The sequence below is a fragment of the Pseudomonas sp. TE3895 genome, assembly GCF_056278855.1.
Genome location: NZ_JBWBQE010000001.1, coordinates 1,211,914 through 1,224,820, shown reverse-complemented (window position 1 = coordinate 1,224,820; position 12,907 = coordinate 1,211,914). Strand labels below are relative to the sequence as shown.

Annotated in this window: 14 protein-coding genes; 8 read left to right on the top strand and 6 right to left on the bottom strand. The window is 60.4% G+C overall.

Going from position 1 to position 12,907, the window contains the following annotated elements; all coding sequences use genetic code 11:
• Positions 1-2: 2 nt before the first annotated feature.
• Complete coding sequence (locus tag ACZ889_RS05430) at positions 3-533, bottom strand: DUF5943 domain-containing protein (RefSeq protein ID WP_003255698.1); 531 nt, start codon at positions 531-533, stop codon at positions 3-5.
• Positions 534-609: 76 nt separating this feature from the next.
• A complete protein-coding gene (locus ACZ889_RS05425; RefSeq protein ID WP_003255700.1) occupies positions 610-1,587 on the bottom strand; it encodes a dipeptidase in 978 nt (325 codons plus the stop codon).
• Positions 1,588-1,872: 285 nt separating this feature from the next.
• Between ACZ889_RS05425 and ACZ889_RS05420 the strand changes: the two genes are divergently transcribed.
• From ACZ889_RS05420 to ACZ889_RS05410, 3 genes are all read left to right on the top strand, one after another.
• Positions 1,873-2,289, top strand: a complete 417-nt coding sequence (locus tag ACZ889_RS05420; RefSeq protein WP_180688976.1) for a lysozyme inhibitor LprI family protein — start codon at positions 1,873-1,875, stop codon at positions 2,287-2,289.
• Positions 2,290-2,427: 138 nt separating this feature from the next.
• Positions 2,428-3,120: a hypothetical protein gene (locus ACZ889_RS05415; protein WP_180688977.1), complete on the top strand. Its 693-nt coding sequence runs from the start codon at positions 2,428-2,430 to the stop codon at positions 3,118-3,120.
• A gap of 73 nt (positions 3,121-3,193) precedes the next feature.
• Positions 3,194-3,811: a hypothetical protein gene (locus ACZ889_RS05410; RefSeq protein WP_476257224.1), complete on the top strand. Its 618-nt coding sequence runs from the start codon at positions 3,194-3,196 to the stop codon at positions 3,809-3,811.
• A 3-nt stretch (positions 3,812-3,814) separates the two neighbouring features.
• Here ACZ889_RS05410 and ACZ889_RS05405 read toward each other — a convergent pair whose 3' ends face one another.
• Positions 3,815-4,762, bottom strand: coding sequence for a GlxA family transcriptional regulator (locus ACZ889_RS05405; RefSeq protein ID WP_011953245.1), 948 nt, complete (start codon positions 4,760-4,762; stop codon positions 3,815-3,817).
• Between the two features lie 144 nt (positions 4,763-4,906).
• On the opposite strand from ACZ889_RS05405, the gene choX reads away from it, so the two are divergent.
• From choX to ACZ889_RS05385, 4 genes are all read left to right on the top strand, one after another.
• Positions 4,907-5,851 carry a choline ABC transporter substrate-binding protein gene (gene choX, locus ACZ889_RS05400; protein WP_014589378.1) on the top strand — a complete coding sequence of 315 codons (945 nt, stop codon included), beginning with the start codon at positions 4,907-4,909 and terminating at the stop codon, positions 5,849-5,851.
• A gap of 122 nt (positions 5,852-5,973) precedes the next feature.
• Complete coding sequence (cdhC, locus tag ACZ889_RS05395) at positions 5,974-6,858, top strand: 3-dehydrocarnitine:acetyl-CoA trimethylamine transferase CdhC (RefSeq protein ID WP_003255710.1); 885 nt, start codon at positions 5,974-5,976, stop codon at positions 6,856-6,858.
• Between the two features lie 18 nt (positions 6,859-6,876).
• A complete protein-coding gene (locus ACZ889_RS05390; protein ID WP_476257223.1) occupies positions 6,877-7,842 on the top strand; it encodes an L-carnitine dehydrogenase in 966 nt (321 codons plus the stop codon).
• A 10-nt stretch (positions 7,843-7,852) separates the two neighbouring features.
• The gene (locus ACZ889_RS05385) at positions 7,853-8,323 is read left to right on the top strand and encodes a thioesterase family protein (RefSeq protein ID WP_070096867.1); all 471 of its coding nucleotides are present in this window, start codon (positions 7,853-7,855) and stop codon (positions 8,321-8,323) included.
• 179 nt (positions 8,324-8,502) lie between these two features.
• Here the strand turns inward: ACZ889_RS05385 and ACZ889_RS05380 are convergent, their stop codons facing one another.
• Positions 8,503-8,655, bottom strand: a complete 153-nt coding sequence (locus ACZ889_RS05380; RefSeq protein ID WP_476257222.1) for a hypothetical protein — start codon at positions 8,653-8,655, stop codon at positions 8,503-8,505.
• Between the two features lie 464 nt (positions 8,656-9,119).
• Here ACZ889_RS05380 and ACZ889_RS05375 point away from each other — a divergent pair, with 464 nt between their 5' ends.
• Positions 9,120-9,377 (top strand): hypothetical protein, encoded by a 258-nt coding sequence (locus ACZ889_RS05375; protein ID WP_003255717.1) that lies wholly within the window; start codon positions 9,120-9,122, stop codon positions 9,375-9,377.
• A gap of 119 nt (positions 9,378-9,496) precedes the next feature.
• On the opposite strand, the gene gbdR is transcribed toward ACZ889_RS05375, so the two are convergent.
• Together gbdR and ACZ889_RS05365 are read right to left on the bottom strand one after the other, a co-directional pair.
• The gene (gene gbdR, locus ACZ889_RS05370) at positions 9,497-10,603 is read right to left on the bottom strand and encodes a choline metabolism transcriptional regulator GbdR (RefSeq protein ID WP_003255719.1); all 1,107 of its coding nucleotides are present in this window, start codon (positions 10,601-10,603) and stop codon (positions 9,497-9,499) included.
• A 496-nt stretch (positions 10,604-11,099) separates the two neighbouring features.
• Positions 11,100-12,476, bottom strand: a complete 1,377-nt coding sequence (locus tag ACZ889_RS05365; RefSeq protein ID WP_010951662.1) for an L-serine ammonia-lyase — start codon at positions 12,474-12,476, stop codon at positions 11,100-11,102.
• Between the last annotated feature and the right edge of the window lie 431 nt (positions 12,477-12,907).

Sequence of the window (12,907 nt, the reverse complement as noted above, 5' to 3'; positions counted from 1 at the left end):
GCTTACAACGGCTTTGTAACGAACAGGCCATCTTCGTGGCCTTCTTCCGACCCGCCATAGACCTGTTCGGCCACGGTGCGGATCTTGCTGCCGCGGGCAGCGAGAATCTGGTCCATCGCGCCAGCGAACCAGCCGGTGAACATGTAGTCGACCTTGCGGCCGCACTTGCCATAGACGTACACGAACGCAGAGTGCTTGAGCTTGACGCTGCAGGTACCTTTATCCAGGTCGATATCCTGGATCTCGAACAGGCCCCAGCCACGCTGGCTCAGGCGCTTCATGTAGTGCTCGAACACCGCGACGCCTTCCAGGCCATGGCACTCGGCCTCTTTTTCACACCAGTGCCAGGCGGACTTGTAGCCAGCCTTGTAGAGGATTTCGGCATAGGCGTCGGCGCCCAGCACTTCCTCGATGCCCATATGGTTATTGACGAAGAAATGACGAGGCACATACAGCATCGGCAAGGCGTCGCTGGTCCAGACACCGGTCTCGCTGTCGACTTCGATTGGCAATTGCGGGGCGATTTTGGCCATGGAAACTCAACTCCATAAAATTTTTTTGTGGGTGCCCCGGCGTTGCTGGCAGGGGCTATCAGGCTTGGAGAGCGGCTTACTCGCCCCAGACATCCTTGAGGACGTTTACCCAGTTCTCGCCCATGATCTTGCGCACCACGCGCTCGGAATGGCCGCGTTTGAGCAAGGTCTCGGTGAGGTTGGGGAATTCGCCGACAGTGCGAATGCCCAGCGGGTTGATGATCTTGCCGAAGTTGGTCAGGCGGCGGGCGTAGCCCTTGTCATGGGTCAGGTATTCGAAGAAGTCCTGGCCGTGCCCCTGGGTGAAGTCGGTACCGATACCGATGGCGTCTTCACCGACGATATTCATGGTGTACTCGATGGCCTCGGCGTAGTCATCGATGGTCGAGTCAATGCCTTTGGCCAGGAACGGCGCGAACATGGTGACGCCAACGAAACCGCCGTGATCGGCGATGAACTTCAGCTCTTCGTCCGACTTGTTGCGCGGGTGCTCTTTCAGGCCCGAGGGCAGGCAGTGCGAGTAGCACACCGGCTTTTTCGATTCGAGGATGACTTCTTCGGAAGTCTTGGAGCCAACGTGGGACAGGTCGCACATGATGCCGACACGGTTCATCTCGGCAACGATCTCGCGACCGAAGCCGGACAGCCCGCCGTCACGCTCGTAGCAGCCGGTGCCCACCAGGTTCTGGGTGTTGTAGCACATCTGCACGATGCCCACGCCCAGCTGCTTGAACACGTCCACATAAGCGATCTGGTCCTCGAACGCATGGGCGTTCTGGAAGCCGAAGAGGATGCCGGTCTTGCCCAGCTCCTTGGCCTTGCGGATGTCGGCGGTGGTGCGCACCGGCATCACCAGGTCGCTGTTGTCGCGGATCAGCTTCTGGCTGGACGCGATGTTGTCGACGGTAGCCTTGAACCCTTCCCAGACCGACACCGTGCAGTTGGCCGCAGTGAGGCCGCCTTTGCGCATGTCTTCGAACAGCTCGCGGTTCCATTTGGCGATGATCAGGCCATCGATGACGATGCTGTCGGCGTGTAATTCGGCTGGGCTCATCAGGCTGTCCCCTTTTATAGAGTTGGGTCGCGCCAAACCTTCTGCCGGCGCTTTGAGGCCAGCATATGCCTGTGCCCCGAGGCGCCCCGGTGCAAAAACGACAGGGGGTTTGCCGAAAGCGTCAATGCGCGACAAGAGCGCGTCTGGCGCGTGTTCCGGGGATGAGAGACAGTCTCGATAACGACATTTGCGGCCGGTACATGAACATTTGGTCAGGGAGCTACCACCTGGCCTCTGGCTGAGCGAGAATCCCTGCGATTCGACAGCCTGTTGAGGAGAAAACGGATGAAATCAATGGCATGGCTGGTGCTGCTGGCCATCGTGAGCGGGGCCCAGGCCAGTGAGGACGAAAGCACACCTTGCGACAATGTGGAGACCGACCAGCAAACCTTCGCCTGTGCAGCATTCAACAAGCAGGTCGCCGAGCGTGAGCTGCAGTCGGCCTATGACGACCTGGTCGCGCGCATGCGTGATCAGTTCGGCGACGAGGCAGGCCTGATGTCGCGAATAGAGGCAGCCGAGAAAGTCTGGAGCCAACTGCGCGATGCAGACTGCAAGGTCGAAACCCATGCTGAACAACCCGGCAGCAAGGCCTACCAGATCGCCTGGAACAGCTGCATTGCACAGCGCAGCGATGAGCGAGCCGAGTATTTGCGCAGCCTGGGCGCGCAAAACAGTGACGAGCCGGCGCCCGAAGATTGATCAGCACGCGCGAGTGAAGGATCAACTCCAGAGGAACAACATGCCGCTGATGCCCCCTGCGTAATTGCTCGATAGTGCCCCCAGACCACGTGCTCACCATGTGTGTCTTGGAACTCACAACTATCAAGGAATTACAAAGTGGCTGACATCAAAGTTGAAATGGAAAAAATCCGCAAAGAGGGTCAAGAGCGCGTAGCCGCTACCGGCCAGACCATCTGCATCTTCGCTGACAATGTCCCTGCCAACATTGCAGAAGACATCCTGGCCGGCATGCGCTTGATGACCGAACTGGCCAACAAGAAGTTCGACAAGGAGACCCAGCAGCGCGAGTGGTACAACTTCTACAACGATGGCCTGATCAAGTTTGGCTGGACCATGACGGGCGCAGCACATGCCGAAGATGCCATTGATGAGGACAACCTGACCCTGGCACAGCTGATTACCAAGTCCGTCACCATCAGCGTCTCCGCGGACCCTCGTCGCGCCGCCTGCGCCAGGCGTGTTCTGCAAATTGTCGTGCAGAAGCCGGAAGTCAAGGCGCACCTGGAAAAGCACAGCCATAGCGAAACCGGCAAATCGAGCAACTTCGTGGTCGCCCAGTGCGAAATGACGCCACAAGGCCTGCCCGCGATGCACATGACCAGCTTCCAGGCCAGCTACGACTCGAAAGTCGAGCGTGAAGGCGCCCTGACCCGCAAGGTCGACAAAACCTCTACCCGCGTCTATCGCGCTTCGCAACAGGGCACGTTCAGCGTTCGTCACTTCGACGCTGCACGTGACCTTGTGAATGAGAAGATCAAAGGCGACCTCGGCGCGTTTCTCGCTATCTGATTAGCGAGGCCGGGTACCAGAGCGCGCTGGTACCCGGTTCTGGTCATCTGCATCCATCAAGGAGCAATGCCACATGGACGATACGAGCCTGGACACCCGAATATTCGAGGAGCGGCTAAGCATCAAGCCTGCGCCCTGGCTGACACTCGATACATGGGAAGATTTGCAGCTATGCCTGCGTTATTCACAAGCAGTGGCCAATGAAAAATACTCGATGGAAACCCAGCCTCAGCAATGGTTCACTGTCGCTATCGCCACCTTGCAATCATTGAAATTCACCCTGCTCGAACATACACATAAAACCATTGTGTATGAGCCGCACTTGCTTGCATTAAGCGATGTGTACAGTGGCTTTCTACCCCCACCGCGCGAAAAAGGGCCTTGGTTCAAGAGCCTCGACGAAAATGTTCAAGCCGCTCTGCAGTCGGCAGGTACGTGTACCTTCACCGTCATGAACGCCTCTTCACATCTCAGTATCGAAATGGACCATGAAGGGGACCAAGTCCCGGTTGCGATCCTGTTTTATGCCTACTGCATTACCGACCCGGTCGAGCCAACCAGAAAGTTGAACCTGGTATTCGACCACCTGGGTGCACGCTTCAATGCAGCGGATTTCGCCCCGCTTCGCAAAGATCTGCAAACAAGGAATCGCGAAAAGCTAAGGGCCATCCTCGAGCGTGAACTGGATTGAAGCTCATTTTGTACCGCTGGGCCGTCGCTCCTCCCGCGGGCACCGTCCAAACCTCAGCTTGTAGCGCCGCGTGAAATAGGATGGCAGTTCAAACCCGCACGCAAGGCTGACTTCAGTCACCGACATGTCGGTCTGGGCCAACAGCTGGCGCGCCTTGTCCAGCCGTAACCCGAGATAGAAACCGCTCGGGGTTGCATCAAGGTGCATGCGAAACAAACGCTCCAGTTGACGCCGTGTCACCTTGATCGCGGCAGCCAGTTCCAGCGTACTCAACGGTGGCTCGATGTGTTTTTCCATTTCGCCAATGGCATGGACCAGCTTCTTGTTGCTGATGCCATAACGCGCACCGATCTGCATGCGCTGGTGGTCCTGGCGCTGACGGATACGACCCAGCACGAACTGCTCCGACACCTTGACCGCCAGTTCGCTGCCGTGAGACTGGGCAATCAGGTGCAGCATCAAATCGATCGAGGCGGTTCCGCCGGCACAGGTGATACGGCTGCGGTCAATCTCGAACAGCTCCTGGGTGGCTTGAAGGCCTGGATAGCGTTCCTTGAATGCCTCAAGCGCCTCCCAATGCAATGTCGCCCGGTAGCCCTCGAGCAGCCCTGCCTCGGCCAGCACCATTGCGCCCGTGTCGATGCCACCGAGCATGACAGCTTCGTGGTTGAGCCGGCGCAGCGCATGCAGCAGTTTGGGTGCGACATTGGCCAGTGGCTCAAAGCCCGCAACCACCAGCAGGATGTTGGCCGGCTCTCCTTCCCCCAGGGCGGCATCGGCATTGATCGACATGCCATTGCTCGCCAGCACCGCCTCACCGTCCAGGCTAAGCACCTGCCACCGGTACAACTGCCCGCCAAAACGATTGGCCACCCGCAGTGGCTCCACCGCCGAAATGAACCCCATGGCAGAAAAGCCGGGCACCAACAGAAAGGCAATCGTCTCCATCATCCCCTCCTCCACAGAAACTGGTCGCCCCGGTGCTAATTCCTGTCGCTAGCGTGCGCTTGGGCAAGGTAGCGCCAGCGTAGCGTATTCACACGGTCCGCAGAGGCCGCCCTCAATAACAATATGCACTGCCGATGGAGAGCCACCATGCACAGCTTGATCCGCCGCAGCCTGTTGCCCCTTGCCCTGAGCAGCATCGTCGCCACCCCGCTTTTCGCCGCCGAGCCCGCCGCCTGCAAAAACGTGCGCCTGGGCGTGGTCAACTGGACCGACGTCATTGCCACCAGCGCCATGGCCCAGGTACTGCTCGACGGCCTGGGGTACCAGACCAAACAGACCAGTGCCTCGCAACAGATCATCTTCGCCGGCATACGCGACAAACGCCTGGACATGTTCCTGGGTTACTGGAACCCGATCATGACCCAGACCATTACCCCGTTCGTCGATGCCAACCAGGTCAAGGTGCTGGACAAGCCAAGCCTGGAGGACGCGCGCGCCACCTTGGCCGTGCCGAAATACCTCTACGACAAGGGCCTGAAGACGTTCGCCGACATCCACAAGTTCGAGAAAGAGCTGGGCGGCAAGATCTATGGCATCGAACCGGGTTCCGGCGCCAATACCCAGATCAAGGCGATGATCACCAAGAACCAGTTCGACCTGGGCAAGTTCCAGCTGGTCGAGTCCAGCGAGGCCGGCATGCTCGCCGCCGTCGACCGCGCCGTGCGGCGCAAGGAGGCCGTGGTGTTCTTCGGCTGGGCGCCACACCCGATGAACGTGAACATCGACATGGCCTACCTGGGTGACAGCCAGGATGCACTCGGCCCTGACGAAGGCCGCGCGACGGTCTGGACGGTGACGGCGCCGGACTATGCCGAACGCTGCCCCAATGCCCACCGCCTGCTGGCCAACCTGAAGTTCAGCGCCGAGGACGAGAGCCGCATGATGCAGCCACTGCTCGACCACAAGGACGCGCTGGAATCAGCCCGCCAGTGGCTCAAGGACCACCCCGAGGACAAGGCCCGCTGGCTTGAGGGTGTGACCACCTTCGATGGCAAGCCGGCTGCGGACAACCTCAAGCTTACCGCCAACTGACAGGGCCCTTTCGCGGGCACGCCCGCTCCCACAGGTAACGCGCTCGCCAGGGCCATCACGGCTCCCTGTAGGAGCGGGCTTGCCCGCGAAGAGGCCAGCATTGACCATACAAGGAACCCGCCATGAACCACGACGTCATCATCACCTGCGCCCTCACCGGTGCCGGCGACACCGCCTCGAAAAGCCACCTGGTCCCGGTCACCCCCAAACAGATCGCCGAATCCGCCGTAGAGGCCGCCAAGGCCGGCGCCACCGTGGTCCACTGCCACGTCCGCGACCCGCAGACCGGCCGTTTCAGCCGAGATGTAAACCTCTACCGCGAAGTCATGGAGCGTATCCGCGAAGCCGACGTGGACATCATCGTCAACCTCACCGCCGGCATGGGCGGCGACCTGGAAATCGGCCCGGGTGAAACGCCGCTGGCGTTCGGCCCGGGCACCGACCTGATCGGCCCGCTGGAGCGCCTTGCCCATGTCGAAGCACTGTTGCCGGAAATCTGCACCCTCGACTGCGGCACCCTCAACTTCGGCGATGGCAACTCGATCTACGTGTCCACCCCGGCCCAACTGCGCGCCGGTGCCAAGCGCATTACCGAACTGGGGGTGAAGGCCGAGCTGGAAATCTTCGACACCGGCCACCTGTGGTTCGCCAAGCAAATGATGAAGGAAGGCCTGCTCGAAGACCCGTTGTTCCAGCTGTGCCTGGGCATCCCGTGGGGCGCACCGGCCGACACCACCACCATGAAGGCCATGGTCGACAACCTGCCTGCCAACGTCACCTGGGCCGGCTTCGGCATCGGCCGCATGCAGATGCCCATGGCCGCGCAGGCCGTGTTGCTCGGCGGCAATGTGCGGGTGGGCCTGGAAGACAACTTGTATCTGGACCGTGGCGTGCTGGCCAGCAATGGCCAACTGGTGGAACGCGCAAGCGAGATCATCACCCGCATGGGTGGCCGCGTGCTCAGCCCGGCAGAAGGCCGGGAAAAAATGAACCTCAAGCGCCGCTGATCCTTTCAGGAGATCGATATGCCCTTCATTACCGAGATCAAAACCTTCGCCGCCCTGGGTAGCGGCGTGATCGGCAGCGGCTGGGTCGCCCGCGCCCTGGCCCATGGCCTGGATGTGGTGGCCTGGGACCCGGCGCCCGGCGCCGAACAGGCACTGCGCAAACGTGTCGCCAACGCCTGGCCGGCACTGGAAAAACAAGGCCTGGCCCCTGGCGCATCGCAAGACCGCCTGAAGTTCGTGACAACCATTGAGGAATGCGTGCACAACGCCGATTTCATCCAGGAAAGCGCACCAGAGCGCCTGGACCTCAAGCTCGGCCTGCACGCCAAAATCAGCGCCGCAGCCAAGCCTGACGCAATCATCGGCTCAAGCACTTCGGGCCTGCTGCCCAGCGAGTTCTACGAGTCGTCCACTCACCCTGAGCGCTGCGTCGTCGGCCACCCGTTCAACCCGGTGTACCTGCTGCCGCTGGTCGAGATCGTCGGCGGCAGCCGCACCTCACCCGAGGCCATTGAAGCTGCCAAAACCATCTACACCACACTCGGCATGCGCCCACTGCATGTGCGCAAGGAAGTGCCAGGCTTCATCGCCGACCGCCTGCTAGAAGCGCTCTGGCGCGAGGCCTTGCACCTGGTCAACGACGGCGTTGCCACCACGGGCGAAATCGACGACGCGATCCGCTTCGGCGCAGGCTTGCGCTGGTCGTTCATGGGCACATTCCTTACCTATACCCTGGCCGGTGGCGATGCCGGCATGCGCCACTTCATGTCACAGTTCGGCCCTGCCCTGAAGCTGCCCTGGACGTACCTGCCAGCACCGGAACTGACCGACAAGCTGATCGACGATGTGGTGAGCGGCACTTCCGAGCAACAGGGCGAGCGCAGCATCGCTGCACTGGAGCGCTACCGTGACGACACCCTGCTGGCGGTACTGGAAGCGGTGAAGTCCAGCAAGGCCAGCCACGGCATGTCGTTCAGCGATTAAGGAGGCCAAGATGCCCGCTCTGATCACCTACCGCACCACGGTCCAGGAGGACTGGGTCGATTACAACGGGCACCTGCGGGATGCCTTCTACCTGCTGATCTTCAGCTACGCGACCGATGCCCTGATGGAGCGCATTGGCCTGGACGCCGACAGCCGCGGGCAAAGCGGTAATTCACTGTTCACGCTGGAGGCGCATATCAATTATCTGCACGAGGTGAAGCTGGGCACCGAGGTGTGGGTGCAGACGCAGATCATCGGTTTTGATCGCAAGCGTCTTCACGTGTATCACAGCCTGCACCGGGCAGGGTTCGACGAGGTCCTGGCGGCGAGCGAGCAGATGTTACTGCACGTGGACCTGGCGGGGCCGAAGTCAGCGCCTTTTGGGCACACGACTGTTTGCCAATTGAACCACTTGGTAGAGCAACAGGAGGGGGCGCCGGCGCCGCAATACATGGGGCGTACCATAAAACTTCCCTCTTGAGTGATCAGAGAGCGGGCGCCAGGGTTTCCAAATCTAGGAAGCGCCATGGCGCCTTGAAAGTTCGCGCCACATCATTCTTATCCGCCGTACCTATCGGAACCCCTTGATTCTGCAGCTGCGGGTTGAGTGATAGGGTATGGCGCACTGCAACGTCCGCATCTGCGTATGGAAATTTGGCGCTATATGCTTGGATCCTCGTCGCTATGCGAGGTCCCCATGTTATGCCCTAATTCGTGGGTTAACGCACCAAAGCAACTAATGGCCGAGAAAGCCGTCTCCAGGGACGCTGGCGTTTTCGCGATACCACAGTAAATTCTAAACGTCGAAAACATTGTTACCAGGTCGGCTCGCGCACCTTCTGACGTTCGAAAGGAACCTTAGCCCCTAGTGGCATCGACACGAATATCCCCAACAGTCTGTGTGCTCCGAGGCTGTGCACCTTACAAAAATAAACACTGCATCCAATAAGCCAAACTTTGATTTTTCCAGTCTATATGCATCGATTCTCAACAACTGACATAAATAACAGTTGCAAAAAAATAACCCCGGAAAGCCGTGAGCTACCGGGGCCAAGAGCGAGCAACATCCACTGTGCGTGAGCGAGGGTGACCAAACCCTCTGTACCGTGAATGGCTTCAGTGTGCGTGCTTGCCTGGCAGGGGATTTAGTCGTAAACGACCTGTTCTTAGCCAAAGCAGCCATGGCGACATTCTGTCCTTGCGAGGCTGTCGCGCACGTCACAGAATCGGTCGTAAATCACAGCAGCACTCTCTTAGCGATAAAAGGGACAACAGCCATGATGCATGCGGATTTGATTGATCAGGACGACCTCGCCGGCCACCTGCGCGCGCGCGGTTTCGATATTCCGGCCGGGGCCAGTGCCGAACAGGCGTGTGAAGCGGTGGTTCGTGGGCTGACCGAGCCCAATGCGCGGGCGCTGAAGGGGATGGTGGAGCAAATGTACACCGGTAGTGCGACGATCCTGCCGGCAGTGCGCCAAGCCATCGACAAGCAGCTGTTGCCGGCGCTGGCGCAGTTCAACAAACGCGCGTAATTCATTTACCCAGGACCGGCCCCTTCGCGGGACAAGCCCGCTCCCACAGGTCACCGCTGACTCAGTTCAGCGGGTGACCTGTGGGAGCGGGCTTGTCCCGCGAAAAAGTCGACTCGGTATTAGAGCCTTACACTGGCAAATGTCGACTCGTTGCGCGCTTGGCTCAGGGCCGCCATCGGCCCACTGTGCGGCGACAGGGTCATGGCCTGAGGAATCGGCATCATGGCCACCTGCTGCGCGGTGTTGGAGCCCACGCGCTCGTCACGCGGCGGAATGCCAAAGTACTCGCGATAGCACTTGGAGAAGTGCGGGGTCGACACGAAGCCGCACACCGATGCCACTTCGATGATCGACATCGGCGTCTGCTTCAGCAGCTGTCGCGCACGGATCAGGCGCAACTTCAGATAGTAGCGCGAAGGTGAGCAGTGCAGGTACTTCTGGAACAGGCGCTCCAGCTGACGCCGCGAAACCGCCACATAGACCGCCAGTTCGTCCAGGTCGATCGGTTCCTCCAGATTGGCCTCCATCAACGCGACGATTTCCTGCAACTTCGGCTGGTTGGTGCCAAGCATGTGCTTGAGCGGCACACGCTGGTGGTCCTGCTCGTTGCGAATACGCTCGTAGACGAACATCTCGGAGATCGCTGCCGACAACTCGCGGCCGTGATCACGGCTGATCAGGTGCAGCATCATGTCCAGCGGCGCGGTGCCACCGGAGCTGGTGAAGCGGTTGCGGTCAAGGGTGAACAGGCGGGTACTCATGTTCACCCGCGGGAAGGCTTCCTGCATCGCGGCCAGGCATTCCCAGTGCACGCTGCAATCGAAGCCGTCGAGCAGGCCAGCGCAGGCCAGTGCCCAACTGCCGGTGCACACGGCGCCCAGCCTGCGCGACTGACGGGCCTGGGCTTGCAGCCAGGTGACGTGTTCACGGGTGACGGAACGCTGGATGCCAACACCACCACAGACAATCACGGTGTCGATAGGCGGAGCATTGCTGATGGCAGCATCCGGTGTGATTTGCAGACCATCGCTGGCCCACACCTGGCCGCCATCGATGGTCAGCGTGTGCCAGCGATACAGCTCACGACCAGACAGCTGGTTGGCCATGCGCAGCGGCTCGACCGCCGATGCCAGGGAAATCAGGGTGAAATTGTCCAATAGAAGAAACCCGATGGACTGGGGTGCTGTGCGGTTCTGGGTTGGATTCCCGGAGGTGTACGACGTCATCGCGATTTCTCCTCACACAAATGCAGGGTGTGCCTCAGGCGGGCACTTACTTCTTGTTATGACCCCTCGGTCATTTTCCGGGGGTAGGCTTGCCAATCTCAACGCAAACGCCGTGCCTAAACTTGAACGGCCATCCAAAAAAACCTGAAAACGACGCCTTTATGGGGCAATTCAAGTGCTTGCATCGTGTTGGCCAGTCGTCCAGAACAGGCGAGCTAGCGCGTCGCCTGTAACGGTTGAGCAGTTTAGTGACACGCGCCGCGTGGGTTTCCCAGAAGCGACACCTTTAAGTGTCACCGACAACCCTCACACTGATCGCGACATCCGACGATCGGTAGCGTGGCGCCGCACCATAAAGAGGCATTGGCGGTTGTGTTGCACCTGCATCAGCCTCAAGGGCCTCTTCGCGGGCAAGCCCGCTCCTACAGGGATTTCACAGTTCCTGTAGGAGCGGGCTTGCCCGCGAAGAGGCGGCCCTGGAGGTCACGTCAGGAAATCAACATTCGATAGCGCTGACCGCCAAGCCGCCGCGCGAGGTCTCTTTGTACTTGTCGTGCATATCGGCCCCGGTATCGCGCATGGTGCGGATTACCTGGTCGAGGGAAATGAAGTGCTCACCATCGCCGCGCAACGCCATCTGCACCGCGTTGATAGCCTTCACCGCAGCAATCGCGTTGCGCTCGATGCAGGGCACTTGCACCAACCCGCCAACCGGGTCGCAGGTCAGGCCGAGGTTGTGTTCCAGGGCAATTTCAGCGGCGTTCTCAACCTGTGGCGGGGTGGCGCCGAGCACTTCGGCAAGCCCCGCTGCGGCCATCGCGCAGGCCGAGCCGACTTCCCCCTGGCAACCCACTTCGGCACCGGAGATCGAAGCGTTCTTCTTGCACAGGATGCCCACAGCGGCGGCAGCCAGGAAGTAATCGACAACGCTGGACTCATCCACCGCATCGCTGAATCGCATGTAGTAATGCAGCACCGCCGGGATGATGCCTGCCGCGCCGTTGGTAGGCGCGGTCACCATGCGCCCGCCGGCGGCGTTTTCTTCATTGACCGCCAAGGCGAACAGGTTGACCCATTCCATGGCACTCATGGTCGAGCCGATCACGTTGGGCTTGCCGATTTCCTGCAGGCTGCGGTGCAGCTTGGCGGCACGGCGGCGCACGTTCAGCCCGCCGGGTAGCGTGCCCTCGTACTTGAGGCCGTTGTTGACGCATTCCTGCATGGCTTCCCAGAGCTTGTGCAGGCCAGCGCGGATGTCTTCCTCGCTGCGCCAGACCTTCTCGTTGGCCATCATCAATTGCGACACGCTGAGGTCGTTTTGCTTGCACAGGCGCAGCAGTTCGGCGGCGCTGTTGAAGTCGTACGGCAACACTGTCTGGTCAGCATCCAGCACACCGCTGGCGGCTTGGGCTGCATCGACCACAAAGCCGCCGCCCACCGAGTAATAGGTGTCGCGGTGCAACTCGCCCTGCTCGCCTTCGGCAATCAGGGTCATGGCGTTGGGGTGATAGGGCAGGTTCTCGTCCAGCAGCAGCATGTCGCGGGCCCAGACAAACTCGATGGGCAAGCGGCTATCCAGCTGCAGGGTGTTGGTTTCGCGCAGGTCGGCGATACGCGGCACGATCTGGGTCGGGTCAATGGCGTCAGGCCACTCGCCCATCAGGCCCATGATGGTGGCGTTGTCGGTGCCATGGCCGATACCGGTGGCCGACAGCGAGCCATACAGGCGCACTTCGATCCGTTTTACACGCTCCAGCTCACCGCGTTCGCGCAGGCCCTGAACGAACAGGGCGCCAGCACGCATGGGGCCGACGGTGTGGGAGCTGGAGGGCCCGACACCGATCTTGAACAGGTCGAACACGCTGATGGCCATTGTCGAATCACCTCTTGCTGGGCTTGTCTCTGCGCGCCATGCGCAGGGCGGGGTAGCTGCTAGGCTCAAACAGCGGGCCGCCTTGAATGCCAGCATCATCGGGCTTTTACCGCCCACCTCGCCGTCTGCAACCGACGTACTTTTGTCCAGCAGCGCCGCGCTGTTCTCAACCAGAAACTGCGCCCACCGCGCCGTTTTCCAGCGGCCTGGTGACGCAAAAATGCGCGCGAGGGGGTGGAAAAATCCATAAGCGACATCGCCCATACTGGATACGACCCGTTCCGTACTGGATACGACCCAACCAGTAGGCGATTGCCCGGAGCTGGAGGATTATCGAAAGCGACTCGTAAAGCACGGCCACGCATCCTGCCCTCTGCAGGCCTGGTCGACCGGACCCTCAGAAAGCCCGGCGACCCACGCGAACCCGAAGA

Bases quoted from the DNA above. Each gene is read 5' to 3' on its own strand.
- ACZ889_RS05430 (WP_003255698.1), bottom strand. From the start codon at position 533: ATGGCCAAAATCGCCCCGCAATTGCCAATCGAAGTCGACAGCGAGACC.
- ACZ889_RS05425 (WP_003255700.1), bottom strand. From the start codon at position 1,587: ATGAGCCCAGCCGAATTACACGCCGACAGCATCGTCATCGATGGCCTG.
- ACZ889_RS05420 (WP_180688976.1), top strand. From the start codon at position 1,873: ATGAAATCAATGGCATGGCTGGTGCTGCTGGCCATCGTGAGCGGGGCC.
- ACZ889_RS05410 (WP_476257224.1), top strand. From the start codon at position 3,194: ATGGACGATACGAGCCTGGACACCCGAATATTCGAGGAGCGGCTAAGC.
- ACZ889_RS05405 (WP_011953245.1), bottom strand. From the start codon at position 4,762: ATGATGGAGACGATTGCCTTTCTGTTGGTGCCCGGCTTTTCTGCCATG.
- choX (WP_014589378.1), top strand. From the start codon at position 4,907: ATGCACAGCTTGATCCGCCGCAGCCTGTTGCCCCTTGCCCTGAGCAGC.
- cdhC (WP_003255710.1), top strand. From the start codon at position 5,974: ATGAACCACGACGTCATCATCACCTGCGCCCTCACCGGTGCCGGCGAC.
- ACZ889_RS05390 (WP_476257223.1), top strand. From the start codon at position 6,877: ATGCCCTTCATTACCGAGATCAAAACCTTCGCCGCCCTGGGTAGCGGC.
- ACZ889_RS05385 (WP_070096867.1), top strand. From the start codon at position 7,853: ATGCCCGCTCTGATCACCTACCGCACCACGGTCCAGGAGGACTGGGTC.
- ACZ889_RS05380 (WP_476257222.1), bottom strand. From the start codon at position 8,655: ATGTTTTCGACGTTTAGAATTTACTGTGGTATCGCGAAAACGCCAGCG.
- ACZ889_RS05375 (WP_003255717.1), top strand. From the start codon at position 9,120: ATGATGCATGCGGATTTGATTGATCAGGACGACCTCGCCGGCCACCTG.
- gbdR (WP_003255719.1), bottom strand. From the start codon at position 10,603: ATGACGTCGTACACCTCCGGGAATCCAACCCAGAACCGCACAGCACCC.
- ACZ889_RS05365 (WP_010951662.1), bottom strand. From the start codon at position 12,476: ATGGCCATCAGCGTGTTCGACCTGTTCAAGATCGGTGTCGGGCCCTCC.